At 56.4% G+C, this 23,569-nt stretch carries 22 protein-coding genes and 1 pseudogene; 19 read left to right on the forward strand and 4 right to left on the reverse strand.

What is annotated here, in order from left to right:
* The first annotated feature begins 5 nt into the window (after positions 1-5).
* Positions 6-3,170 (forward strand): HsdR family type I site-specific deoxyribonuclease, encoded by a 3,165-nt coding sequence (locus B5F88_RS09945; protein ID WP_087345199.1) that lies wholly within the window; start codon positions 6-8, stop codon positions 3,168-3,170.
* 476 nt (positions 3,171-3,646) lie between these two features.
* On the opposite strand, the gene B5F88_RS09950 is transcribed toward B5F88_RS09945, so the two are convergent.
* Positions 3,647-4,309 carry a sigma-70 family RNA polymerase sigma factor gene (locus tag B5F88_RS09950; protein ID WP_087345201.1) on the reverse strand — a complete coding sequence of 221 codons (663 nt, stop codon included), beginning with the start codon at positions 4,307-4,309 and terminating at the stop codon, positions 3,647-3,649.
* Positions 4,290-5,129, reverse strand: coding sequence for a helix-turn-helix transcriptional regulator (locus B5F88_RS09955; RefSeq protein ID WP_087345203.1), 840 nt, complete (start codon positions 5,127-5,129; stop codon positions 4,290-4,292). The genes B5F88_RS09950 and B5F88_RS09955 overlap by 20 nt, the downstream gene beginning before the upstream one ends.
* A 234-nt stretch (positions 5,130-5,363) precedes the next feature.
* Here B5F88_RS09955 and B5F88_RS09960 point away from each other — a divergent pair, with 234 nt between their 5' ends.
* Both B5F88_RS09960 and B5F88_RS09965 read left to right on the forward strand, forming a co-directional pair.
* Entirely contained in the window at positions 5,364-5,984 is a 621-nt protein-coding gene (locus tag B5F88_RS09960) for a CHC2 zinc finger domain-containing protein (protein ID WP_087345207.1), read from the forward strand.
* Entirely contained in the window at positions 5,959-7,332 is a 1,374-nt protein-coding gene (locus tag B5F88_RS09965; RefSeq protein WP_087345211.1) for a phage/plasmid primase, P4 family, read from the forward strand. Before B5F88_RS09960 ends, B5F88_RS09965 begins: the two co-directional genes overlap by 26 nt.
* A gap of 155 nt (positions 7,333-7,487) precedes the next feature.
* Here the strand turns inward: B5F88_RS09965 and B5F88_RS21060 are convergent, their stop codons facing one another.
* On the reverse strand, positions 7,488-7,856 hold the full coding sequence (locus tag B5F88_RS21060; RefSeq protein ID WP_140402087.1) for a hypothetical protein: 369 nt from the start codon (positions 7,854-7,856) through the stop codon (positions 7,488-7,490).
* Positions 7,857-7,919: 63 nt separating this feature from the next.
* Between B5F88_RS21060 and B5F88_RS09970 the strand changes: the two genes are divergently transcribed.
* The 5 genes from B5F88_RS09970 to B5F88_RS09990 all read left to right on the forward strand — a co-directional run bounded on the left by B5F88_RS09970 (position 7,920) and on the right by B5F88_RS09990 (position 11,338).
* Positions 7,920-8,138 carry a hypothetical protein gene (locus B5F88_RS09970; RefSeq protein ID WP_015534241.1) on the forward strand — a complete coding sequence of 73 codons (219 nt, stop codon included), beginning with the start codon at positions 7,920-7,922 and terminating at the stop codon, positions 8,136-8,138.
* A gap of 2 nt (positions 8,139-8,140) precedes the next feature.
* On the forward strand, positions 8,141-9,127 hold the full coding sequence (gene mobV, locus B5F88_RS09975; RefSeq protein ID WP_087345214.1) for a MobV family relaxase: 987 nt from the start codon (positions 8,141-8,143) through the stop codon (positions 9,125-9,127).
* Positions 9,111-9,308, forward strand: coding sequence for a hypothetical protein (locus B5F88_RS09980; protein ID WP_087151978.1), 198 nt, complete (start codon positions 9,111-9,113; stop codon positions 9,306-9,308). Before mobV ends, B5F88_RS09980 begins: the two co-directional genes overlap by 17 nt.
* Before the next feature lie 88 nt (positions 9,309-9,396).
* A complete protein-coding gene (locus tag B5F88_RS09985) occupies positions 9,397-9,642 on the forward strand; it encodes a DNA-binding protein (protein ID WP_087151977.1) in 246 nt (81 codons plus the stop codon).
* The gene (locus B5F88_RS09990) at positions 9,629-11,338 is read left to right on the forward strand and encodes a recombinase family protein (protein ID WP_087345217.1); all 1,710 of its coding nucleotides are present in this window, start codon (positions 9,629-9,631) and stop codon (positions 11,336-11,338) included. Before B5F88_RS09985 ends, B5F88_RS09990 begins: the two co-directional genes overlap by 14 nt.
* Positions 11,339-11,467: 129 nt before the next feature.
* Here B5F88_RS09990 and B5F88_RS09995 read toward each other — a convergent pair whose 3' ends face one another.
* The gene (locus tag B5F88_RS09995) at positions 11,468-12,805 is read right to left on the reverse strand and encodes a methyl-accepting chemotaxis protein (protein WP_087345219.1); all 1,338 of its coding nucleotides are present in this window, start codon (positions 12,803-12,805) and stop codon (positions 11,468-11,470) included.
* A 458-nt stretch (positions 12,806-13,263) separates the two neighbouring features.
* Here B5F88_RS09995 and B5F88_RS10000 point away from each other — a divergent pair, with 458 nt between their 5' ends.
* The 11 genes and pseudogenes from B5F88_RS10000 to B5F88_RS20210 all read left to right on the forward strand — a co-directional run.
* A complete protein-coding gene (locus B5F88_RS10000; RefSeq protein ID WP_087345222.1) occupies positions 13,264-13,494 on the forward strand; it encodes a hypothetical protein in 231 nt (76 codons plus the stop codon).
* 33 nt (positions 13,495-13,527) lie between these two features.
* Positions 13,528-14,778, forward strand: coding sequence for a sigma 54-interacting transcriptional regulator (locus tag B5F88_RS10005; RefSeq protein ID WP_087345225.1), 1,251 nt, complete (start codon positions 13,528-13,530; stop codon positions 14,776-14,778).
* A gap of 176 nt (positions 14,779-14,954) precedes the next feature.
* Positions 14,955-16,214: a hydroxymethylglutaryl-CoA reductase, degradative gene (locus B5F88_RS10010; protein WP_087345228.1), complete on the forward strand. Its 1,260-nt coding sequence runs from the start codon at positions 14,955-14,957 to the stop codon at positions 16,212-16,214.
* Between the two features lie 48 nt (positions 16,215-16,262).
* Entirely contained in the window at positions 16,263-16,766 is a 504-nt protein-coding gene (locus tag B5F88_RS10015) for a hypothetical protein (protein ID WP_087345231.1), read from the forward strand.
* Complete coding sequence (locus B5F88_RS10020) at positions 16,763-18,109, forward strand: tripartite tricarboxylate transporter permease (protein ID WP_087345234.1); 1,347 nt, start codon at positions 16,763-16,765, stop codon at positions 18,107-18,109. The genes B5F88_RS10015 and B5F88_RS10020 overlap by 4 nt, the downstream gene beginning before the upstream one ends.
* Before the next feature lie 19 nt (positions 18,110-18,128).
* A complete protein-coding gene (locus B5F88_RS10025) occupies positions 18,129-19,094 on the forward strand; it encodes a hypothetical protein (RefSeq protein ID WP_087345237.1) in 966 nt (321 codons plus the stop codon).
* A 135-nt stretch (positions 19,095-19,229) separates the two neighbouring features.
* Entirely contained in the window at positions 19,230-21,095 is a 1,866-nt protein-coding gene (locus B5F88_RS10030; RefSeq protein ID WP_087345242.1) for a cation-translocating P-type ATPase, read from the forward strand.
* 274 nt (positions 21,096-21,369) lie between these two features.
* Positions 21,370-22,143: a threonine/serine exporter family protein gene (locus B5F88_RS10035; RefSeq protein WP_207651602.1), complete on the forward strand. Its 774-nt coding sequence runs from the start codon at positions 21,370-21,372 to the stop codon at positions 22,141-22,143.
* Between the two features lies 1 nt (position 22,144).
* Positions 22,145-22,618 carry a threonine/serine exporter family protein gene (locus tag B5F88_RS10040; RefSeq protein WP_087345245.1) on the forward strand — a complete coding sequence of 158 codons (474 nt, stop codon included), beginning with the start codon at positions 22,145-22,147 and terminating at the stop codon, positions 22,616-22,618.
* Positions 22,611-23,318 (forward strand): YjjG family noncanonical pyrimidine nucleotidase, encoded by a 708-nt coding sequence (locus B5F88_RS10045; protein WP_087345248.1) that lies wholly within the window; start codon positions 22,611-22,613, stop codon positions 23,316-23,318. Before B5F88_RS10040 ends, B5F88_RS10045 begins: the two co-directional genes overlap by 8 nt.
* A gap of 19 nt (positions 23,319-23,337) precedes the next feature.
* Positions 23,338-23,569: pseudogene (locus B5F88_RS20210) on the forward strand (hypothetical protein); the annotation flags it as partial.

Consider the following 23,569-nt stretch of genomic DNA (forward strand, 5'->3'; position numbering starts at 1 on the left):
ATCACGTGGACTATGAATTTGTAAAAGGCCAATTTACAGAAGCACAGCTGGAGGCGGCTATCATTGAGATATTCCAGCAGCAAGACTATATCTATGTCCACGGGGAGAAAATTCACCGGCAGTATGAAGATATCCTGCTGGAAGAGGATTTGCGTTCCTTCTTACAGGGGCGGTATGCCCATGAAGGCCTGAGCGAAACCGAAACACGGAAGATCATCAATCAGTTGGCCCTCATCCCAGCGTCTCCACTTTATGAGGGAAACCGTGCTGCTTTCTGGCTAGTTAATGAAGGGTTTGATCTGCAGCGGGACGATCTGAGCAAGGTGGCGCTTCATATTGATTACATTGATTTCGACCACCCGGAGAATAACATTTTCAAAGTGGTGAATCAGTACTCCGTACAGGGCGAGCGTCTGCGCAGACCGGACTTGCTTGTGTTTATTAACGGTATCCCGGTTGCCATTTTTGAGTTTAAGTCAGCAATCAATGAGGATGCGAATGCCCATGACGCTTGGGAACAGATTACTATTCGCTATACTCGGGATATTCCAAAACTGATGAAGTATTGCTTCCTATCGGTCATCAGCGATGGAGCCAACACAAAAATGGGCAGCATCTTTACGCCCTACCCATACTATTATGCCTGGAATAAAGCCAATGAACAAGATAAAGTTTCAAACGGTGTAAGCTCGCTATTTACGATGATTGAAGGTGCTTTTGCAAAAGAGCGCCTCCTTCGTGTGCTGCGCGATTTTGTGTTTTATCCAGACGATAGCAAGAAAAGCGAGGCTATTGTTTGCCGTTATCCCCAGTTTTTCGGAGCCAACAAAATGCTGGAAAATATTAAGCGGCATCTCCGGCCAGAAGGAGATGGTAAAGGTGGCACGTATTTTGGTGCAACGGGATGCGGCAAAACTTATACTATGCTATTTCTGTCGCGGATGATTGCCCTACGCGATCCTGACGCCTTTAACAATCCGACGATTGTAATAATCGTTGACCGTGAAGATTTGGATACGCAGACAGCGGAACTATTTGCAACAGCAAAAAAGTACCTCCACGAAGATGATGTGAGGAGTATTGAATCTCGTGCAGACCTTGCTGAGACATTGAAGGATAGACCTAGCGGTGGAGTCTATATAACCTCTATTCAAAAGTTTTGTGAGAAGATTGGCCTTTTGTCTGCTCGGAGCAACATCATCTGTATCTCCGATGAAGCTCACCGTACTCAAACTGGTGTTGGTTCGAAGCTGAAAAAGACAGAGAAGGGCGTATTTACTACGTATGGTTTTGCAAAATATTTACGAGATAGCTTTCCAAATGCTACATATTGTGGCTTTACAGGAACACCAATTGATGAGACAATAGCCGTTTTTGGCGATGTGGTAGACAGCTATACCATGAAAGAATCCAGTGACGATGGCATTACAGTTCGCATTGCATATGAGCCGCGTTTGGCGCGTGTTATTCTTTCAGAGGAACAGGCCAAAGAAATACAGAAATATTACGAAAGTTGTGCTGAACAAGGTTCTACGACCGAGCAAATTGAAGCAAGCCAAAAAGCTATGGCACGAATGCGGGCTATTCTAGGCCACCCGGATCGCCTAAAAAAATTGGCTGAGGATATTGTCCTGCACTATGAAGCTCTTTGTGCTGAGAAGCCACACGTTGTACAAAAAGCAATGATTGTCTGTGCCGATCGAGGTGTAGCATTTCGTCTTCTAAAAGATATCCTTGCAATTCGTCCTGCCTGGGGAGAAAAACGTCGTGCAGAGAACGAAAATGATCTGACAAAAGAACAACTAGATAAGTTGTCTCCCCTCCCGAAAATTAACCTTGTTGCAACACAAGGGGCTAATGACGAAAAGGAGTTGTATGAGGCTTGCGGAACAAAAGAATACCGCAAGATGCTGGACAAGCAATTCAAAAATGATAACTCCAATTTCAAAATTGCTGTTGTTGTTGATATGTGGATTACTGGTTTTGATGTGCCATCTTTGGCTGTTATGTACATTGACAAACCATTACAAAAGCACACCCTTATCCAAACAATTTCTCGCGTAAACCGTGTTTTTGATGGCAAAGACAAAGGCTTGGTTGTAGATTATATTGGTATCAAGAATGACATGATGGAAGCCATAAAAAAATATGGTGGTCCACAAGAAAGTCCAGTGGATGAACTTGATATTACAATTGGCATTTTTCGCAATCACTTGAAAATGATTGATGACTTACTGCTTGGATTTAATGCAAGTAAATTTTTTACTGGGGAACCCCTAGAAAGGCTGAATTGTTTAAACAGTGCGGCAGAGTACGTTCAAAGTCGGAAAGACACCGAAACGCGCTTTATGGGATTGTCTCGAAGGTTGAAAAGTGCTTACAATATCTGCTTCCCCTCTGGTGAGCTGACAGATGAAGAAACGGCAAAAGCTCAGTTTTATCTCGCTATCCGATCTATCATTTACAAGCAAACCAAAGGGAATGCCCCTGACGCCGAAGCGATGAACCAAGTTGTAGAAAATATGGTTCGCGAGGCTATTGCCTGTACTGGAATTGAAAATGTTGTAGATGAACACAAGTCGGTTGACCTGTTCAGCGATGAATTTATTGAACAACTGAATACGGTAAAACTTCCGATCACAAAATTCAATGCACTCTTGAAATTGCTCCGTAAAGCTATTAGCGCTTATGGGCGCACTAACAAAGTGAAAGCTATGGAGTTTGATGAGCGTCTCCGCAAAGTAGTTGATGATTATAACAGCAGAGATAAGTTGGTATTTACCAACGAGGTGGTTTCTGATTTTGTAAATGATCTGTCCGACCAACTGCTACAAATTTTAAGGGATCTGCAAGAAGATCAGTCCTCTTTTCAAAAGATGGGAATTAGTTTTGAAGAGAAGGCTTTTTATGACATTCTTGTCAAGGTGCGAGATGACCACGGTTTTCCGTATGCCGATGAAAAATGTGTGGTATTGGCTAAGAAAATCAAGGAACTTGTTGATGATAAAGCTCAATTTGCTGATTGGTCTACCAGAGATGATATTAAAAATCAACTTAATATGGAATTGACTGTCTTGCTATATCAGAACGGATATCCCCCTGAGTGGGACGAAGAGGTTTTTGAAAAAGTAATGGAGCAAGCTGAGAATTTCAAGAAATATGCTGATTGACACAGTGCTTTTTCAACTACATTTTTCAGAACATCTGATAGGCTGATGTAGCCTACTGTCAAAGGAAATTGCTTACTTTTTGCTCTGGGTCATCCAATAGGGTCGAGCAGCATCCCTGTTGGCAAGGGGATTCCAAAGGGGAACGGCGTTCTCCTTTGTCTGGGGTGTTCAGAGGGGATAGAGTTCCCCTTTGACCGGAAGAATCCAAAGAAACCGGCGGTTTCGTGGCACACGACTTTCCCCGGAAAGTCTAGTGTGTTATACCTTTGTGGAGCAGATGGCAGCCGGAATTGTAGCACGCCCCGGAAAGTGTGGCTACAGTTGCGGCGTTCTGGCGGGAAAGGTTGCCCCTTGCGGGGCGGCATAAGCGACAGAAAAAGGCTGGCAGGCGGTGCGAATATGTACTGTCTGCCAGCCGTGTCATCTGCGGAACAAAGGTATATCAAAGCCCCCGTCAGCCGCTGCTTACCATCGTATCAGAACCACCATGACAGTTTCCCGCGCAGGCTATCCATCGCCTTGCCTTCCACCTTCTTTGTCCGGCTCTCGCTGAGGTGGAAATGGAGCGCCGCACCGATCAGCGGGTGCTCGATTCCATCGGTAAAGCCATAGCGGTACAGCAGATAGGTTTGCTCTCTGGCAGTCAGCTTGTCCAGCGCAGCATACAGTTCCGTCAGCTGTTCTTTTTGGATATAGATTTGCTCCGGCGTTTGGGTGTGAGGGTCGGCTATGGCCTCAATCCGCAGCATCCGTTCATCATCTGAGAGAACGTCATCCAGATATACTCTCTGGAAGCCGGGGCCGTCTCTCTTATCCACCATCCGTTGTTCAAATTGAGCGAGGGCGGCGCGGATGCAGTCTGTCATGGCGTTTCGGATCGCTGGTGCTGCATAGGTTAGAAATTTCATGCCGCGTCCGGCGTCAAACAAAGGGATCGCGTTCAGCAGGCCGATACTTCCCTCCTGCACCAAATCATCTAAATCAATTCCAATATCATTTTCATTCAGCCCCATGCCCTGATATTGTTCCAGCGCTATTTTTCGGATGAATCCCAGATTGTTTTCCAGCAGAATAGTACGGGCAGCCGTATCCCCTGCCTGCGCCAGCCTGCACAGCTGCTCATTGCTCCGGGTCGGCATTCTGCTTCTCCTGCGCGTGGTCTAAGGTGGATTGGAGAAATTCCGTCAGCGCCTGACCAAATTTGTCTAACGCTTCCTGCTGCACACCGTCCATTCCTGCCGCACTCTGGGTAACGGCGGCAGAAATCATTTCCGGTGTGATGGTCGGTGCCTGGACATCCTGGCCTTTTGTCAACTCGGAGAACATCTGCTGGGTGACGTCTCTGGTCAAAGACTGCGCCGCTGCGAAATCGTTGCCGAGTTCTTTCTTCACTTCCCGCAGCGCAGCTATGAACGTGTTCTGTATCATCGTCAGGTCTGCCTGATATACAGGAACTTTCTGTCGGTTGACAGTTCTGGCCGCCTGCACAGCAGCGTCTGTTTTATTGTTCCGGCGCAGCATGGTGCTGAGAGTAGTAAGCATCTGGTTCTGTCCGGCGAAACCGGCGGCCAGCGTATCGTCAAAATATTGCTCGATCATGTAGGTGACTTCTGCAAAGCGCGGGCTTTCCAACAGACGGTTGACAATCTCCGCATTGACTTTTCCTGTGTACAGGTTCCGCGCAGCCTGCACCGACAGGCCCAGTTCTTCAATATCAAAATTTGTCCGATCGGGCGTGTTGACTTCCCCCAGCAGGAAATCTGTGGAGACTTCAAACACTTTTGCAATGCGGAGCAAATGTTCTGTGCTAATTTTATCGGTCTTGCCGCTCACAAACCGGCTGATGGCGCTTTCGGTGCTGCCGATGCGGGTCGCCAGCTGTGCCTGGGTAATTTTATGTTCCTTCATGAGTTCCTGCATCCGTTGCCGGACATTGCCGGGCAGATAGGCTCCCTCCATGTGACGCACCTCTTTTCTGAAAACTCTCTTTATCCATTATACCTTATAAAACCAGCGCGAGCAAATGCTTTCCGCTGCCTTCGCCGCTCTGTGGGTCTTGCATTTTTGCAAGATTTCAGAGCGGCATTTTTTCATTTCTTGCACTTTTAGCGGATTTTTCGGTCTATAGGCTTTTTCCCCGTATATTCAGGCAGACGGGCAGATACCGTCAATAAATAATGGAGGGCAAAGCCTATGAATTTGTTTGAAACTGTAAAATCTTCTGTCACTGTGAAGCAGGCTGCCGAATACTACGGCTGCAAGGTCAACCGGGGCGATATGATCTGCTGCCCGTTCCATGATGACCGGCATCCGAGCATGAAGCTGAACAGGGATTATTTCTACTGCTTCGGCTGTGGGGCCACCGGGGACGTGATCGACTTTGTGGCAAGGCTGTTTGGTCTGAGCAGCTACGAGGCTGCAAAGAAGCTGGCCTATGACTTCGGCCTCGACCCAGACAAGCCCCCGGCAGCGATGGCCTTGAAAAAGCCCTATCCGCTGGCGCGGGCCTTTCGTGATGAGGAGATGTACTGCCAGCGGGTGCTGTGCGATTATCTGCACCTGCTGGAACACTGGAAGATCGAGTACGCCCCGCAATCACCGGAGGACGACCTGGACGACCGCTTTGTGGAGGCGTGTCATATGATCGAGTATATAGATCATTTGTTGGACGTGCTCATGTTTGCGGAACTGGAGCAGCGCGTGAATGCGGTGGATATGCTCCTGAAGGACGGAACCATCGCCGCACTGGAGCAGCGGCTGAAACGTCTGGAAAAGGAGGTGCAGCATCGTGGCGAAGAACGAGCAATCGCGTGAGGCCAACCAGCCCATCTGGTTTGACGGCAAGAGCATCAACGAAGCCCTGTTTTGTGATGATTTTCTCAGCAGACACAAGATCATCTACACAAACGGGGCTTTTTTCACGCCCGATGGCCGTGTGACTGATGATCTGCCGCTGCGCAGCGAAATCTTTGACGAACTGCGCTGCTGCGCGGTGAGCAATATCCCACGCAAGATCAGCAACATTGTAGAGCTGATGAAGCTGGCTGCACTGCTGGAGGACTTCCCGCCGGAGGCAGACCGGATTCATCTGGCAAATGGGGCGCTAATGCTGGATGGCTCCTTTACGGAGGGCAAGCCGGAGATTGTTCGCTGTCGTCTGCCGGTGGCCTACAATCCCGGTGCTCCCACACCAGCCCGCTGGCTGGCGTTTTTGGATGGGCTGCTTTACCCGGAGGACATTCCGACTTTGCAGGAATATATCGGCTACTGCCTGATCCCCAGCAACAAAGGCCAGCGGATGATGGTTATCAAAGGCAGCGGCGGCGAGGGCAAGAGCCAGATCGGCGCGGTGCTGTCCGCCTTGTTCGGCAGCAATATGAAAGATGGCAGCATCGGCAAAATTTCCGAGAACCGTTTCGCCCGCGCTGATCTGGAACACATTCTGCTGTGTGTCGATGACGATATGCGGATGGAGGCGCTGCGGCAGACCAACTACGTTAAATCCATCGTCACCGCGCAGGGTAAGATGGATTTGGAGCGCAAGGGCAAGCAGAGTTATCAGGGGTGGATGTCTTCCCGCTTGCTGGCATTCAGCAACGGCGACTTGCAGGCCCTCTTTGACCGAAGCGACGGCTTCTATCGGCGGCAGTTGATTTTGACCACCAAAGAGAAACCTGTTGACCGCGTGGATGATCCCGACCTTTCCGAAAAGATGAAGGCAGAAATCGAGGGCATATTCCTCTGGGCCTTTGCGGGACTGCAGCGGCTGGTGGCAAACAACTTCAAGTTCACCGAAAGCCAGCGCACCAAAGAGAACCGGGAGGCCGTTAAGCGGGACAACAACAATGTGTTTGACTTTCTGGAATCCGAGGGCTACATCCGGCTGAAAGCGGATGCGTCCATCAGCTCAAAGGATTGCTACGACATTTATCGGATGTGGTGTGAGGAAAATAGTCTGACTGCTCTTAAACGCCGCAGCTTCAGCGATGCGCTGGTGGCAGCCTGCGGCAAGTACAATCTGGAACACTGCAACACGATCACCAATTCGGCAGGACGCCGGGTGTGGGGCTTTATGGGCATTGAGGCGGTGGCAAGGCCGCATATAAACGAGTTTACGGACGCTTCACAGTGTACGTACGTACCGGAAGACTGGCGGGATTGATTTTCGCTCTGGTCGCCGGTACGTATGTACGCAGCGATTCACCCTGCTACCTCATATATTAGAGGCGCTTCATGCGGATAAAGTGGTCGTGCCCATTTTGGGTACGACCAGAACCATGTAAATATTCTCGGTTTTGTGATGTGAAGTGGTTGGTGTCATTTTGAACCCGACCACTTTAGCAGGACGAAGTAGGTGTGGTCATTTTGACCACACCTAAAACGGTCAGCAAAAGAGGTGATTTTGCAGGTATCTTTTGAAGCAATCTCAAAACGGCGAAATGTTTCTCTGTTATCTGCACACAGTTCATCAAATAGCGACTCGTGGAACTGTGCACACGCTGCACTATCTCGCGCAGATACAGCCCGAACGATGAAAAACCCCACATTTTCGCGAAGTTGAATATTCCGCCGTTGACCAACGATACGCAGGAAGCCATTTCTATCGCAAAACAGCATTTGCACAAATTTCACCATTGACCAAAGCCAGTGTGCTCCCCAGCGTAGCCGGTTCTTTTTATGACGCAACAGAAAATCATGTTTTAGTTGTCAAGTGACAAAGGGCGTCACTTGCAAAAATGGAGGATTACCATGAAATCAAGTATTCGAAACGAAATCAAGGCGCAGATCATCCGCGCCGGTTACACCATGCAGGAAGTCGTTGACCAGCTGCACGATGAATATGGTTGGAGCGACAGCGTATCCAATCTTTCCGGGAAATTGCAGCGGGAATCACTGCGGTATCGGGAGGCCGTGGAGCTGGCTGATGTGCTGGGCTATGACATTGTCTGGCAGAAACGGAGGGATTGAGCATGGAAAAAGCACAATATGCGATTATGCGATTTGCAAAATACAAGGGGCCTGAAATCGGCAATATCGAGGCCCATAACGAGCGCACAAAGGAAAAGTACGCCAGCAATCCCGATGTGGATACCAGCCGAAGCAAGTACAACTTCCATCTTGTCAAACCGCCCGGCAAGTACCGGACGGAATCGGAACGGCAGATTTCTGCCGCCGGATGCCGTACCCGGAAGGACAGTATCCGTATGATCGAGACGCTGTTTACTGCCAGCCCGGAGTTCTTCAAGGGAAAGAAGCGGGCTGAGATTCGGACATTTTTCGAGGAAGCTCTGCACTTTCTGGAACAGCATCAATCCAAAGAGACAATTATATCTGCCGTGGTGCATATGGACGAGAAAACGCCCCATATGCACCTTTGTTTTGCCCCGCTTACGGAAGATGGCAGGCTCAGCGCCAAAGACATTATGGGCAACAAAAAGAAGCTGACCTGGTGGCAGGATGAGTTCTGGAAACACATGGTCAAGAAATTCCCGGATTTGGAGCGCGGCGAAAGCGCCAGCCTGACCGGGCGCGACCACATTCCGCCCCGCGTGTTCAAGGAGATGACCCGACTGACCAAACAGAAGGAAAAACTGGGGCAACTGCTCACTGGCATTACTCCATTTAATGCAAAAAGCCGGGCGGAGGAAATCTGTAAGATCCTGGATACCTATATTCCCAGCGTGGAGAAGATGGACACACTGCTGCGGAAATATGGCGTAGCCTTCACGAAAACAGCATCCGAAAACAAAAGGTTGAAAACGAAAAATGCCGAACTGGAAGAATCTCTTGCATCGGCGCAGAAAGTCAGCACCCTAAAGCAGATCGAAGACCTCAAGCTGCGGCGCGACTATGACAGTGCCGTGGCGATTTTGGAACAGATACCGGCAGAAGTTTTGAACATCTATGCGCAGAGCAGCCATAGAGGAAAGGAGCGGCCTATTGAGCAAAGTTTATGATGATCCGAAATATAATGCGGCGTTTGACCGCTGTGTTGATGTGATGTCGCGGCTGTTGCAGAAGTATGGTCCGCAGCTATTGGGGCAGATGCAGGAGACTGCGAATGCTGGCTGCACACGTTCTGTGGTATCGGGAAAGCAACCCGTTTCGGTGTATCAGGAATTTGACAAAGCCGCTTGATATAAATTTGATTTACACGTTGCGTATTTGTTTGGCGTATGCTATAATAAATACGCAACGTGTATTTTTGCTTTATGGGGTAAAAGAAATGGACTGCAAAACCAAAATAAAAGAATTGCGGGAAAGTACAGGCATGAACCGCAAGGAATTTTGTAAATATTTTCAGATTCCCTATCGGACTGTGACAGAGTGGGAACTGGATAACCGCCATGCGCCGGAATATGTGCTCCGTTTGTTGGAGTACTACATTCAGAATGAAGGTCTGGCGAAGAAGAAAGTAACGGATGAATGTTCAGAGATGGAAGAAAGGGGCGACCCGTATGAAGAAAACTAAAACAAAATGCTATCTTTATACACGGGTATCTACTTCCATGCAGGTGGACGGATACAGTCTGGATGCTCAGCGTGATAAGCTGCGAAAATACGCTGAATACGAAGATATGGTAGTGGCTGGCGAATATTCTGACGAAGGCTTTTCCGGCAAGAATATTCAGGGCAGACACGAATTTCAGCGGATGCTGCAAGACATTCAGGACTGCAAAGATGGCGTGGAATATGTGCTGGTGTTCAAACTGTCTCGATTCGGAAGAAATGCTGCCGATGTACTGAATTCTTTGCAGCTGATGCAGGATTTCGGTGTCAATTTGATTTGTGTGGAAGATGGCATTGACAGTTCCAAGGATTCCGGCAAGCTGATGATTTCTGTCCTTTCTGCGGTGGCAGAGATAGAGCGTGAGAATATTCGGACACAGACGATGGCTGGACGGGAGCAGAAAGCCCGTGAAGGAAAATGGAACGGCGGCTTTGCCCCTTATGGATACCGTCTTGAAAAAGGTGAACTGCTGATCGCTGAGGATGAAGTGGACGTGATCCGCACCATCTTTGACCGCTATATTCACACCAACGATGGTGTCAGCGGCGTGGCGAAATATCTGAACCGGCAGGGCTTTGTGAAAAAGCTGCGGCAAAACGGCACTATTCCCGGTTTTTCCGCCAGCTTTGTGAAAAGTATCATTGACAATCCGGTATATATAGGGAAAATCGCCTATGGTAGACGCCGGACAGAGAAGAAGATCGGTACCCGGAATGAGATGCACGTGGTTGAACAGTCGGAGTTTCCCGTGTACGAGGGAAAGCATGAGGCTATCATTTCAGAAGAAGATTGGAATCTCGCGCAGGAGAAACGGAAAGTCAATGCTTATCGGCGTGAGAAGGTTAACGATCCTACCCATGCGCATATTCTGTCCGGCATTCTGAAATGCCCTTGCTGCGGCAAAAGCCTGTACGGGAATATTGCAAAAGCCCACAGCAAGGACAAAAAGACCCGCTATTACTATTACTGCAAGAATACGGTGACGCCAACAGGCCACGAGTGTACTTTCCGGCTGAACATTGAGCAGACCGAGATGAACCGCATGGTAGCGTCAATTATCTCTGCTATGGTCAGTGACCCACGGTTTGCGGATGCAATCAAGGCAAAAATCGGCTCCGCTGTCGATACGAACGACTTAGAGAAGCAGCTGGAAGCGTTACAAGCGCAGCTTCGGCAGACGTTAGGCACAAAGACCCGACTGGAACGGCAGATGGACGGTTTGGATGTGAATGACCCGTATTATGACCGGAAAATTTCTGATTTGCAGCGCCGCTATGACGAGCAATATGGTAGAATAGATGAGATCGAAGTCCAGATTGACGATGTGCAAAGCCAGATACGGAGTATCCGACAGGAGAAAATTTCCGGTGACAATATTTATCGCTTACTGTTGGCGTTCGATCAGGTCTATGAAGCCGCCTCCGAGGTGGACCGGAAGGAGTTCATGCGGGCGTTCATTGAGCGGATCGAATTGTTCCCGGAAAAGCAGCCGGACGGCAACTGGATCAGGAAGATTATCTTCAATTTCCCTGTTCCTGTGAATGGGGCGGAAGTGAAAGAATTGCCCTTGGAAAATGAAACAATGGTCGAAACGGTGGTCAGTTTGGTCAGAAAAACTTCCGCAGATGTTTCCCCATCGCATATGTCCCTGGGGTAAATGGATCTGGACTTGATTTGCGCTTTAAATCACAAACGCTGAAATGGCGGGTACTCGCATATGCGAGCACCCGCCATTTTTCTTGGGTCATATTCCGTAACATTTTCTGCCCCAAATACAGCAGGAGGCCTATGTCTTGCTTAGCTGATCCAGCATATGCGCCTGCTCCGAAAGTTCCCGCACCATGGCGGAGCACTCCTGGGAAGCGGCAGCGTTGGACTGGACCACGTCTGAGACCCGCCCCAAATCCTCCTTGATGCCGTTGACCGCCTCCAGCTGCGCCTCCGTCCGCTCTGAAATGCGGACGGACTGGTCCGCGACCTGCTCCACACTCTGCCGAATCCGCCCCATAACAGCGGAGGTATTCGCAGCCACGGTGCTTCCACGGCTGACAGCTTCCCGGCAGGCGGAGAGGACCTTAATGATTTGCTGGGCAGCCTCGCTGCTATTGCTGGCCAGACTGCGAACCTCGTCGGCCACCACGGCAAAGCCCTTACCGGAGCTGCCGGCACGGGCCGCCTCCACAGCGGCGTTCAGGGCCAGGATGTTGGTCTGGAACGCAAGAGACTGAATGATGTTGACGGCGGATTCAATGGACTGCACACTGGCTTCGATATCAGAGATGGCGGCCAGCAGGTCCTGAACCTGGGTGTTGCCATCTCCGGCGTTCCGGCGCATGGCCTCCGAGGCGTTCCGGACCTCGGTGGCCTGACCGGCCGTTTCGGAAATCTGCTGATAGATTTCCTCCGCTGCGGTGGATACATTGGCGATCGAGGCGGCCTGACTGGTAGAGCCGGTAGCCAGGTTCTCAGATTGGTCGGCCAGACTTTTGGCCTCCCGGGAGATCTGGGCTGATACCTGGACGATCTGCGTCAGGAGCAGCTGTTGGCGGTCAAGAACCTGCTGGTTCTGCTTCTGCTTCTCGTCCAGCTCCGAGAGGAGGCGGGTGGAGGCGTCTTTCTGGGTATTGGCCTCCTCCAGATAGAAGTTGCAGTTTTTCATACATTGGTCCAGAAGAATATATGCCACAAAAATCGCCAGCAGGCACTCGCCTAGAACCAGGGGGGCTTCCACCGGCTGGCCCTGCTGCAAGCTGAGGATGCCGCACTCCACGATGAAGAGCACTCCGCTGCTGATGCAGCACAGCCGCAGCAGCGGCCGGGACAGAAACAGCGCCGAGAGCGCGATGGAGCAGATATACAGGGCGGTTCCTGGTGCCAGCTCCCGGGAGAAAAGCTGTGTGACAAAGACCATGACGTCAATCCAGATCATCATGAAAGCACTCAGACCACCAATGGTCTCAGGCCGGGCCAGAAACCGGCACGGGAGCAAAAGCAGGGCTCCCATCACCAAAAGAATCGCAACCAGCTGCCAGCGACCGGAGAGGGCGTATATCCCCGCATAGAGCACCAGGACAGCGCTGACAATGATAGAGCAGACCCTGAGTATTTTCATTTGATCAATCATGATATCATACCTCCAATTTCACATTCCAATGGGGGCATAACCCAACAGAGGATGGTCCGGCCAGATAATTTTTATATCGGCAGTTTTATGAAAAAACTTTATAGGAGAGAGAGAATTTTGAGTTTTTATACAAACAGAAGGAATCTTTTTTATCTAAATACTCCTCCATCCGGCGGCTCATCCCTTTCTGCTCGTTTTCCGCTGCATGGTTTGGCCTTTTTCTATTTTCCGACTGATTGATCTGTCTGTCAATTTGGGTATGGAAGCATACGAAAAGAGCGCCGGTCTGCCCGCGGCGGCTCGGCGCGTCTGCTTTTCATAGGCTTCCCCGGCCTCAACTGTCCCCAAACGGTGCCAGGTGCAGTTGTCTGGCCGGTATCGCTGTTATAGACTTATATAAGAGAGATACCGACATTCTCCCGGAGGGGCGGACGCCTGAAGCAAGGAGGAAGCGCCCTATGGCCCGCTCGTGGAGATTTTGGAAACGCGGCTCCTTCGACCGGATGAGTACGCTGCCCGCCGACCAGCGGCCCCAGAACATGGTGGAGGCCCTGTGCAAGGCCCGTGCCCGCACCCTGGAGCTAAAGCGGGGAAAGGATTCCAACCTGAAGCACGTGGGAGGCGCTGTCAGCTATATCGACGTGCCGGAGCAGGAGAAGCGGAAAAAAGCCAGGCCGGCCGCCTCCTGAAACGAGGCGTACAGCCGGATCATCGGCGTGCCCATGCACAAAACCATCGGCAGGGACATGCACCAGATCGAGCCAGACGCCCTGCTGCTCAAGGTGCTGAAAACCGGACAGCCCGCCGCCCGCAAGCGGCACCTCATTAAGTCGGTCCAAAAGTACGTCTCCATGCGGATGTTCCCCATCTGGCGGGACGGCGCCGTGGCCGGGGCCTACTCGGTCTTCCGGGACGTCACCGAGCTGCGGCGCCTGGGCCGGGAGGTGGAGCGGGTCACCCAGGTGGCCGAGGAGCTGACCAGCCAGCTGGACGCGGCGTTCTCCCGCTTTCAGATGATCGGGCAGGACCCCCGGTTCCGCACCCTGCTCACCCGGGCGGTCACCGCCGCCCGGACCGACGCCACCGTGCTCATCCGGGGGGAGAACGGCGTGGGCAAGGAGGGCTTTGCCAAGCTCATCCACCAGGCCAGCCTCCGGCGGAACAAGCCCATGATCACCGTCAACTGCGCCGCCATTCCGGAGACCCTCATCGAAAGCGAGCTGTTCGGCTATGAGGAGGGCTCCTTTACCGGCGCCCGGAAGGGCGGCAAGCTGGGCAAGTTCGAGCTGGCCCAGGGGGGCACCCTCTTCCTGGACGAAATCGGGGACATGCCCCTGCTGATGCAGAGCAAGCTGCTGCGGGTCCTCCAGGAGGGGGAGATCGAAAAGCTGGGCCGGGAGGAAAATATCCCGGTGGATGTGCGCATCATCGCCGCCACCAACCAACCCTTGGAGGAGCTGGTGGCTCAGAAAAAGTTCCGCGCCGACCTCTATTACCGCCTGAACGTCATCAGCCTGGCGGTGCCCCCTCTGCGGGAGCGGCGGAACGATATCCTGCCCCTGGCCAACCATTTTCTGGAGGAATATAACCAGCGCTACGGGAAAAAAGCGGTCCTCAGCCGGAACGCCGGCCAGCAGCTGCTGGAACACGATTGGCCGGGAAACGTGCGGCAGCTGCGCAACTGCATCGAATCGGCGGTGATTTTGTGCGGCGGGCTGGAGATCACCCCCGCCGACCTGACTCTGGAAACGCCGGAAGCCCCCCGCGCCGTCTCCGGCAGCGGCTTCTCCCCGCCCGCCGGTCCCCTGCGGGAGGCCACCCTCCAGTTTGAGCGGCAGCTCATCCGCAGCGCCCTGGAGCGGTGCGGCGGCGACGTGGAGCAGGCCGCCCGGCAGCTGGAGATCAGCCGCCGGACCCTCTATCGAAAGCTCAGTGACAAAATTGACACAAGTGCCGAATTTGTCACCAGTTGATGTCATATTTGGCACTCCCTGCGGCATGGCGCCGAGAGCAGGTCTCTCGGCGCCATGCCGCTTTTCCTTCTGCCCCAATGTTTTGCGGATCATTATTCAGAATTGGTATTTGCTTTGCATAGGAATAGGGCAGACAATTTCCCTCCGGAACACACAATCGAAAGGAGCACATGCATATGAAAACCAGCAGCTATTCCGGGTTCTTTAAGCTCTCCACCGAGGACCGCATGAAAGAGGTTGCGGAATTCTGCGGCCTGAGCGAAGCGGAGCAGGCCATTCTGCAAAACGCCGACTCGCTGGACATGGACAAGGCCGACCACATGATTGAAAACGTCATTGGCCGATTCACCCTCCCCATGGGCGTGGGCATCAACTTTGTCATCAACGGCAAGGACTACGTGATCCCCATGGTCACCGAGGAGCCCTCTGTGGTGGCGGCCTGCTCCAACGCGGCCAAGATGGCCCGGCCTGGCGGCGGCTTCACCACCGACTACACCGGCAGCGTGATGATCTCCCAGATCCAGCTGCTGGAGGTGCCAGCTCCTTTCTACGCCAAGGGGAAAATCCTGGAGCACAAGGAGAAGATCGCGGAGATCTGCAACGCCAAAGACCCCATGCTGGTGAAGCTGGGCGGCGGCGTGAAGGACGTGGAAGTGCGGGTGTTGGACTCCATCGTGGGGCCCATGGTCATCGTCCACCTGTTGGTGGACACCGGGGACGCCATGGGCGCCAACGCGGTGAACACCATGGCCGAGGCGGTGGCCCCCTATCTGGAGGAGCTCACCGGCGGCCGGGCGGAACTGCGCATCCTCTCCAACCTGGCCGACCACCGCATTGCCCGGGCCCGGGCGGTGTTCAAAAAGGAGGCCATCGGCGGCGAGGAAGTGGCGGATAAGATGATCGCCGCCTACGCCTTCGCCGCCGCCGACCCCTACCGGGCCGCCACCAACAACAAGGGCATTATGAACGGCGTTATTCCCGTGGTCATCGCCACCGGCAACGACACCCGGGCCATCGAGTCCGGCGCCCACGCCTATGCCGCCCGCAGCGGAAAGTACGCTCCCTTCGCCACCTGGGAGAAGAACGCCGACGGCGACCTGGTGGGCTCCATCGAGCTGCCCATGGCCGTGGGTCTCGTGGGCGGCGCCACCAAGATTCACCCCGCCGCCCAGGTGGCAGTGAAGATGCTGGGCGTCAAGACCGCCGGGGAGCTGGCGCAGATCATCGCCGCCGTAGGCCTGGCCCAGAACATGGCCGCCATGCGGGCTCTGGCCACCGAGGGCATCCAGCGGGGCCACATGTCCCTCCACGCCCGCAACCTGGCCACTGTGGCCGGCGCCAAGGGCGAGGTGCTGGAGAAGATCGTCCAGCAGATGGTGGCGGAGAAGAACGTCCGCCTGGAATACGCCCAGGAGCTGATGAAGCAGTATTCCTAAACCTCCGGCGGCCCGCTGTGTGTTACAACCAGGAAAGGAGAGAACCGCATGGAAAACCAGGACAAGAGACAGGCTTCCGCCGGCGCGGATGAGCATCTGACCGAAGTTTGGGGCGATACCGTAAAGCTCAGCCAGTTGGGTATCGCCGCCCTGTTGGGCATCATCCTGACCATGGCTTTCTACCTTGTCGGAAACAACATTTTCTCTCAAATGGAGAATATCGAGGCCAGCCTGGCCAAGGGCTACGCCCTGCTCACCGGAATTCTGGGCTGCTTCCTGTCCGCCGCCATCTCCGCCAAGTTCTTCAAGCCCAAGCGGATCATTGAGGAGCACGCGGAGAGCGCGGACATCGCGGAAATTCTGGCCTTCGGCGGCACCACTGTGGAGGAGGAGGCCCAGGCTCTGGCTACCCTGGACCCCAAGGTCATCGCCGAGATGGAGGACCTGGAGCTTTACGCCCTCCTGGCCCTGATCCCCGAGGGGGCCCCCAACTACAAGCCGGAGTATAAGGAAAAAGCCGCCCGGGCGGCAGAAGGGAGCGGACAGGTATGATCGGATTGCTGATTCAGGCCATCCTTGTCGCTATCATTGGCGGCATCATTTTCTCCATCATCGGCGTCATTCCCGGCACCGATGAAACCGCCACCATGGCCCCCCTGACCCTGGTTCTGGTGCTGATGGGCTTTGAGCCGGTGGTGGTCTTTGCCTGGTTCATGGCCATCATTGTAGCCATGCAGATCACTCACACCATCCCCACCGCCATGGCCGCCCTGCCTGGCAGCACCATGGCGGTGCCCATGGTCCACAACTGCGAGATCGCCAAGAAAATGGGCATCCCCCATATCGCCATGCGGAAGCTGGCCTCCGGCTCCGTCATCGGCTCGATCATCGCCCTGCCCGTCTCCCTGCTGATGGCCTCCATTCTGGCGCCCCTCAGCGACATCATCTCCCAGTACAGCGGCCTGATCTTCACCATCGGCGCGGTGCTCATCGCCTTCATGTCCAAGGCCAAGTTCGGCGCGGTGGTGTCCCTGATCCCCTTCGCCTTCTTCATCCAGGGGCTTCAGCGCCTGGCGGTGGAGGCCACCGGCGGCACCCTGTTCATCTCCATCTTCATGGGCATCACCATCGGGCCCATGATCGCCGAGCTCTTCAACGTGCTGATCCCCAGCCGCCGGGAGCTGCAGCACCGGACCCGCCCCAATGAGATCTGGCTGGCCCCGGAGCCCAAGCAGAAGAAAAAGGGCTTCCCCAACCCCTTCTCCTACTTTACCAAGAACCAGATGGGCTATGTGGCCGGCGCCTCCGCCGTCTCCGCCTGTACCTTCACCTTCTCCCCGGTGGGCATGACCGTTCTGATGGGCGAGCTGCTGGCCCCACGGAAGAAGGAGCTCTACGACCGCACCACCACCGGCCTGGGCATCCAGGACGCCGTCAGCAACGCCACCTACATCGGCGAGCTGCTCATCCCCCTGGTGGCCTTCGGCCTGCCTCTGTCCCCCGTGGCCCTGGGTCCCGCCTTCCCCCTGTTCAACAACATTGATATCCACGGCGCTCTGGGCATCCCACAGTACCTGCTCTACGGTTTTATCGGCATCATCTGCGGCGCGCTGTTCGCCTACCCCCTGTCCATGAAGCAGGCCCGCAAGTGGACCGCCGCCATGTTCCGCTATGTGAGCCACGAGGCCCTCATCGGCGCGTTCCTGGGCCTTATCTGCATGCTGGCCTTCTATGAGGCCGGACTGTTCGGCATCTTCGTGGCCGTGATCGTGGGCCTGTTCGGCGGTATCCTGAACAACTTCTTCGGCATTCACACTGGTGTGCAGTTCATGGGCTACTACGCCTCCACCTTCATCGTGGCGCAGATGACCGCCCTGGCCCAGTTCCTTGCCTGATCGTTTGAGGTGACAACATATGGAAATCAAGCTCCCTGAGCAAATAGACATCATTGACATCACCATGCGGGACGGACTCCAGAACGAGGAGCACTACGTCCCCCTGGACGCCAAGCTGTACATTGCCGACCAGCTTATCAAGGCCGGCTTCAAGCGTATCGAGGTGGGCTCCATCAGCCACGTGGCCTATGTGCCCCAGTTCAAGGACGTGGATGAGCTGCTGCTCCGCCTGCCCAAGGACGTGGATGTGGAGTACACCGTGCTGGCTCTCACCCCCAAGGCCATTGAGCGGGTGGGCGGCCTGCTGGACAAGGGCGCCAAGATCGACCGGGTGCTCACCGGCCAGATCGCCACCAGCGAGGCCTACGCCATGAAGAACATGCGCCGCACCCACGAGCAGCTCTTTGCCGAGGCGGAGAAAAACGTCAAGGCCCTCCACGACATGGGCGTCAAGAAGGTGGCCGGCAATATCGGCACCGTATTCGGCTGCCCCATCCAGGGCAAGGTCCCCATTGAGCGGGCCTACGAGTTTGTGGACCGGATGTTTGACATCGGCTTTGACGAGGTGGAGCACTCCGACCCCGACGGCATCGCCACCCCCACGGATATCCTGAACTACTTCCAGGTGATCCTCCAGCGCCACCCCGACCCCGCCCAGCACTCCTTCCATATCCACGACATCCGGGGTATGGGTATGGCCGGCTATTACGCCGCCATGCTGGCCGGCGTGCGCACCTTTGACTGCACCATCGGCGGCATCGGCGGCCAGGTGGCCAACTTCCTGGACGGCGTGCCCGTCAAGGGCGCCGGGGACTACTACTTCCAGTGCAGCCGCACCGGCCTTGTGTCCACCGAGGACTTTGTCACCATAGTCAACGGCATGGGCGTGCAGACCGGCGTGGACGAAAAAAAGACCTACGCCCTGGGCCGGGCCATGGAAAAAATCCTGGGCCGCAGCCTGTACTCCTTTACCTCCGGACTGTAACCCCTCCCTCCCCTCAACTACACCCCTCCCCCAGCGCCCGCCGAGAACCGGCGGGCGCTGGTCTTTTTTCTTGACACGGTATACCCCTATGGGTATAATATACCCATACCCCTATTGGTATAAGGAGGCGTGTATATGTCCCGTTTGGAAGCCCTGCTGGCGTGGGGTGGTGTGAAAAAAGATGTGATTCTCCTGGTTCTGTCCGCCCTGGCCCTGCTGGCCAGTCTGCTCAAACCGGTCCCCCTGCCCGTTGATCCGGCGTGGATTGCCATTGTGCTGTGCGGCGTCCCCATCCTGCTGGAGGCCTTTCTGGGACTGGTCACCGCCTTTGACATCAAGGCCGACCTGCTGGTGTCCCTCGCCCTGGTGGCCTCAGTGTGCATTGGGGAGATCTTTGCCGCCGGAGAGGTGGCCTTCATCATGCAGCTGGGGGCCCTGCTGGAGGAGCTGACGGTGGCCCGGGCCCGGGCGGGCATTGAAAAGCTGGTGCGCCTCACCCCCCGCACCGCCCGGCGGCTCACGCCGGAGGGGGAGCAGGTGATCCCCGCTCAGGAGGTGCGGGTGGGGGATCTGCTGCGGGTGCTGCCGGGGGAGACGGTACCGGTGGACGGAGTGGTGCGGGCCGGACAGACCGCCATCGACCAGGCGGTGATGACGGGGGAATCCCTGCCGGTGGACAAGGGCCCCGGGGATCCGGTATCCAGCGGCACGGTAAACCAGTTCGGCTCCTTCGACATGGTGGCGGAAAAGGTGGGGGAGGACAGCTCCATCCAGCGGATGGTCCGGCTGGTCCAGTCCGCCGACGCAGGCAAGGCCAAAATCGTGGGGTTGGCCGACCGGTGGGCCACCTGGATCGTGGTGATCGCCCTGTCCGCCGCCGTCCTCACCTGGCTGCTCACGGGGGAACTCATTCGGGCGGTGACCATTCTGGTGGTGTTCTGCCCCTGCGCTCTGGTACTGGCCACCCCCACCGCCATTATGGCGGCCATCGGCAACGCCACCCGCCACGGTTTTCTGGTGCGGGAGGGGGACGCCCTGGAGCGGCTGGCCCTGGTGCGCAAGGCGGCCTTTGACAAAACGGGCACCCTCACCCTGGGGGCCCTTCAGGTGACGCGGGTGGTCTCCCTGCTCCCCCAGTGGCCGGAAAAGCGGCTGTTTGCCGCCGCCGCCGGGGCGGAGGCCCGCTCGGAGCATCCCCTGGGCAGGGCGGTGGTGCGCGGCTGCCGGGAGCAGGGGCTGGCCATCCCGGAGGCGGAGGGCTTTCAGATGCTCCCCGGCCGGGGGGTGAGGGCCCTGGTGGACGGCGTGGAGCTGCTGGCGGGCAACGCCGCCCTGCTGGAGGAGGCGGGGGTTACCCTCCCCCCTGAGGCGGAGCGGGCCGCCGAAGCTTGCCGGAAAGAGGGCTGTACCGTCATTTTCCTGGCCCTGGACGGGACGGCGGCGGGCCTGCTGGCTCTGGCCGACACCCTGCGGGAGGACGCGGCGGACACGGTGGCCCGGGTGCGGGCGGCGGGGGCGGAGCCGGTGCTCCTCACCGGGGACCACGAAAACGCCGCCCGCCGCGTGGCCGCCCGGCTGGGCATTACCCAGGTGGAGGCGGGCTGCCTGCCGGAGGACAAGCTGAACTGGATCGCCCGCAGCCAGGCGGCGGGCATGCCGGTGTGCATGGTGGGAGACGGGGTGAACGACGCCCCCGCCCTGAAGCAGGCCATGGTGGGCATCGCCATGGGGGGCGTGGGCAGCGACATCGCGGTGGACGCCGCCGACATCGCCCTGGTCAGCGACGACATCAAGGAGCTGCCCCACCTGCTGGGGCTGGCCCGGCGGATGATGACCACCATCAAGCTTAACCTGACCTTCTCCATGGCTCTGAACTTTGCGGCCATCCTGCTGGCCATCAGTGGCGTGCTCAATCCGGTGGTGGGGGCCCTGGTCCACAACGCCGGGTCGGTGGCGGTGATCGTCAACTCCGCCTTCCTGTTAGCCTGGCGAAAAAAATGACGGAACATATTCTTGTTTTTGGCCGGATTTTGGTATCGTATTTGGAGAACTTGTGTGATATAATAACCGCGGAGCGAGCCGCAGGGCTCCTCCGCGGGCGTTTTAATCGCGGTCTGAGAGACTGCCGCCCCGGGCGGCGGTCTTTTTTTCTGCATCCATAATATTTTTCCCGATTTTACGTCAACTTTTTTACCGGCCCCTCCGTCTGTGGGATAGTTCCACACCCGCCTGCGGAAAGGAGGCCGTTTTCTGGGTCAGGAAGGGTGTGCTCTGTTTGGAGCTGGACTACAACAAGCTGCTGGGGCTGGTGGGTGAAATGGGCTACCGGCTGATGGAGAGCGGGGCGGAGATCTACCGGGTGGAGGAGTCCATCCGCCGCCTGCTCCAGGCCTACGGGGTGGAGCAGGGGGAGGTATTCGCCATCCCCAACTGCATTATCATCAGCCTCACCTCTCCCCAGGGAGAGCCCCTGACGCAGATCCGGCGGATGCCCGCCCACGGCACCGACATCTACCTGCTGGAGCAGTACAACGGCCTGTGCCGCAAGCTGTGCAGTCAGGCGCCCCCCTTTGACGACGCGCTGGAACAGATGGCGGACATCCGGCGCAACCACCGGGTCTATCCCCTGTGGGTGCAGCTGCTGGCCTACTTTCTGGGCTGCGGCATGTTTTCCCTGTTTTACGGCGGCTCCCCGGCGGACGGGGTGTGCGGCGGGCTGTGCGGGGTGGTCATCGGCCTGTGCCTCACCCTCATCTCCCGGCTGGGAGCCAACCTGTTCTTCAAAACCGTGGCCGGCGGAGCCGCCTCCGCCCTGGCGGCGGTGCTCCTCACCGGCCTGGGGCTGGGGGAAAATCTGGACCGGATCATCATCGGCGCGCTGATGGCCCTGGTGCCCGGCATCGCCATCACCAACGCCATGCGGGACATTATGGCGGGAGACATGGTGGCGGGGATCAGCAAGGGGGCGGAGGCCCTGCTCATCGGGGCGGCCATCGCCCTGGGCACCGCCCTGTCCCTGGGCCTGACCGGGATGTTTATGGGAGGGTAAGATGGACCAGTTCACCTATTATCTCCCCTGCCTCTGGGCCTTCCTGGCCTGCATCGGCTTTTCCGTGCTCTTCAACATCCACGGGGCCGGCATGTTCATCTGCGCCGGCGGCGGGGCCCTGGGGTGGCTGTGCTACCTGCTCACCGCCCCGCTGGTCCACAGCGACATTATCCAGTATTTTTTTGCCGCCCTGGTGATCTCCGCCTGGTCGGAGCTGATGGCCCGGCTGCGGAAGTGTCCGGTGACCAGCTATCTGCTGGTGGCCCTGTTTCCCCTGGTGCCCGGCGGCGGGATCTACTACACCATGGAGTACGCCATGAGCGGAGAGACCTCTCTGTTTCTCTCCACCCTGCTCCACACCCTGGGTCTGGCGGGGGCGCTGGCCACCGGGGTGCTGATGGTGTCCTCCCTGATGCGGCTGATCATCGTCTCCCAGGAAAAGCGCCGGGCACGGCAGGAGGCTGACCATGGCTAACTTTGATTTTCTCCTCTTTGACGCGGACAATACCCTGTTTGACTTCGACCGGGCGGAGGACGCCGCCCTGCGGCAGGTGCTGGCGGAGCGGGGCTACCCCGACGACGACACTACCCGCGGCCTCTACCTGTCCATTAACCGGGACCTGTGGGCCCGGCTGGACAGGGGCGAAGTCACCCAGTCCTTCCTGGTGGTGGAGCGCTTCGCCGCCTTCACCCGGGCCATGGGACGGGACGACGACCCGGTGGCCTTCAACCGGGACTACTTAGACCGGCTGGCCCAGGGCGCCTTTCTGCTGCCGGGGGCGGAGGCGCTGTGCCGGGCCCTGGCCCCCCACTGCACTCTGGCCATCATCACCAACGGCGTGGCCCGGGCCCAGCGGGGCCGGTTTGCTCGCTCTCCCCTGGCGGAGGTGATCCCCTACCTGTTCATCTCGGAGGAGGTGAGGGCGGCCAAGCCCTCCCCCGCCTTTTTTGAGCCGGTGCTCCGGCAGCTGGGGGTGACCCGGCGGGAGCGGGTGCTGGTGGTGGGGGACAACCTGTCCACCGACATACGGGGCGCTTTGGACTGCGGCCTGCCCGCCGCCTGGTACAACCCCAGGGGCCTGCCCAACACCACACCCTGGACGCCCCAATGGACGTTTTCCGATTACACACAGCTGGAGGAGCTGGTTCTGGCCCAGCCCTCCCCACTACTATAAAAAACGAGGTGTCTTGCTCTTGTCCTCTTCTCAATATCAACCCAAACGGGTACGGCGGGATAGAAAAAGAAGCCGCCCCTCTCCTCTTCCCCTGCTGGCCTCCGCCCTGGTGGTGTGCCTGGCGCTGATCCTCATTCCCGCCCTGGGCCGGACGCCGGACGGCTCCTCCGGGGCCGCCGTTCCGCCCTCCTCTCCGCCGGCCGAAGCGGCCACCCCCTCTCCCACGCCGGAGCCTACCCCTACCCCGGAAC

This window comes from Flavonifractor sp. An306, from assembly GCF_002159455.1.
Classification (GTDB): domain Bacteria; phylum Bacillota; class Clostridia; order Oscillospirales; family Oscillospiraceae; genus Flavonifractor.

What these genes read in the sequence shown, in the direction of transcription:
- B5F88_RS10025 (WP_087345237.1), top strand. Translation starts at nt 18,129, where the DNA reads ATGGAAATCAAGCTCCCTGAGCAAATAGACATCATTGACATCACCATG.
- B5F88_RS10040 (WP_087345245.1), top strand. Translation starts at nt 22,145, where the DNA reads ATGGACCAGTTCACCTATTATCTCCCCTGCCTCTGGGCCTTCCTGGCC.
- B5F88_RS10045 (WP_087345248.1), top strand. Translation starts at nt 22,611, where the DNA reads ATGGCTAACTTTGATTTTCTCCTCTTTGACGCGGACAATACCCTGTTT.
- B5F88_RS09960 (WP_087345207.1), top strand. Translation starts at nt 5,364, where the DNA reads ATGAATTTGTTTGAAACTGTAAAATCTTCTGTCACTGTGAAGCAGGCT.
- B5F88_RS10020 (WP_087345234.1), top strand. Translation starts at nt 16,763, where the DNA reads ATGATCGGATTGCTGATTCAGGCCATCCTTGTCGCTATCATTGGCGGC.
- B5F88_RS10005 (WP_087345225.1), top strand. Translation starts at nt 13,528, where the DNA reads ATGCACAAAACCATCGGCAGGGACATGCACCAGATCGAGCCAGACGCC.
- B5F88_RS10030 (WP_087345242.1), top strand. Translation starts at nt 19,230, where the DNA reads ATGTCCCGTTTGGAAGCCCTGCTGGCGTGGGGTGGTGTGAAAAAAGAT.
- B5F88_RS09985 (WP_087151977.1), top strand. Translation starts at nt 9,397, where the DNA reads ATGGACTGCAAAACCAAAATAAAAGAATTGCGGGAAAGTACAGGCATG.
- B5F88_RS09950 (WP_087345201.1), bottom strand. Translation starts at nt 4,309, where the DNA reads ATGCCGACCCGGAGCAATGAGCAGCTGTGCAGGCTGGCGCAGGCAGGG.
- B5F88_RS10010 (WP_087345228.1), top strand. Translation starts at nt 14,955, where the DNA reads ATGAAAACCAGCAGCTATTCCGGGTTCTTTAAGCTCTCCACCGAGGAC.
- B5F88_RS10000 (WP_087345222.1), top strand. Translation starts at nt 13,264, where the DNA reads ATGGCCCGCTCGTGGAGATTTTGGAAACGCGGCTCCTTCGACCGGATG.
- mobV (WP_087345214.1), top strand. Translation starts at nt 8,141, where the DNA reads ATGGAAAAAGCACAATATGCGATTATGCGATTTGCAAAATACAAGGGG.
- B5F88_RS10015 (WP_087345231.1), top strand. Translation starts at nt 16,263, where the DNA reads ATGGAAAACCAGGACAAGAGACAGGCTTCCGCCGGCGCGGATGAGCAT.
- B5F88_RS09970 (WP_015534241.1), top strand. Translation starts at nt 7,920, where the DNA reads ATGAAATCAAGTATTCGAAACGAAATCAAGGCGCAGATCATCCGCGCC.
- B5F88_RS09955 (WP_087345203.1), bottom strand. Translation starts at nt 5,129, where the DNA reads ATGGAGGGAGCCTATCTGCCCGGCAATGTCCGGCAACGGATGCAGGAA.
- B5F88_RS09995 (WP_087345219.1), bottom strand. Translation starts at nt 12,805, where the DNA reads ATGATTGATCAAATGAAAATACTCAGGGTCTGCTCTATCATTGTCAGC.
- B5F88_RS09990 (WP_087345217.1), top strand. Translation starts at nt 9,629, where the DNA reads ATGAAGAAAACTAAAACAAAATGCTATCTTTATACACGGGTATCTACT.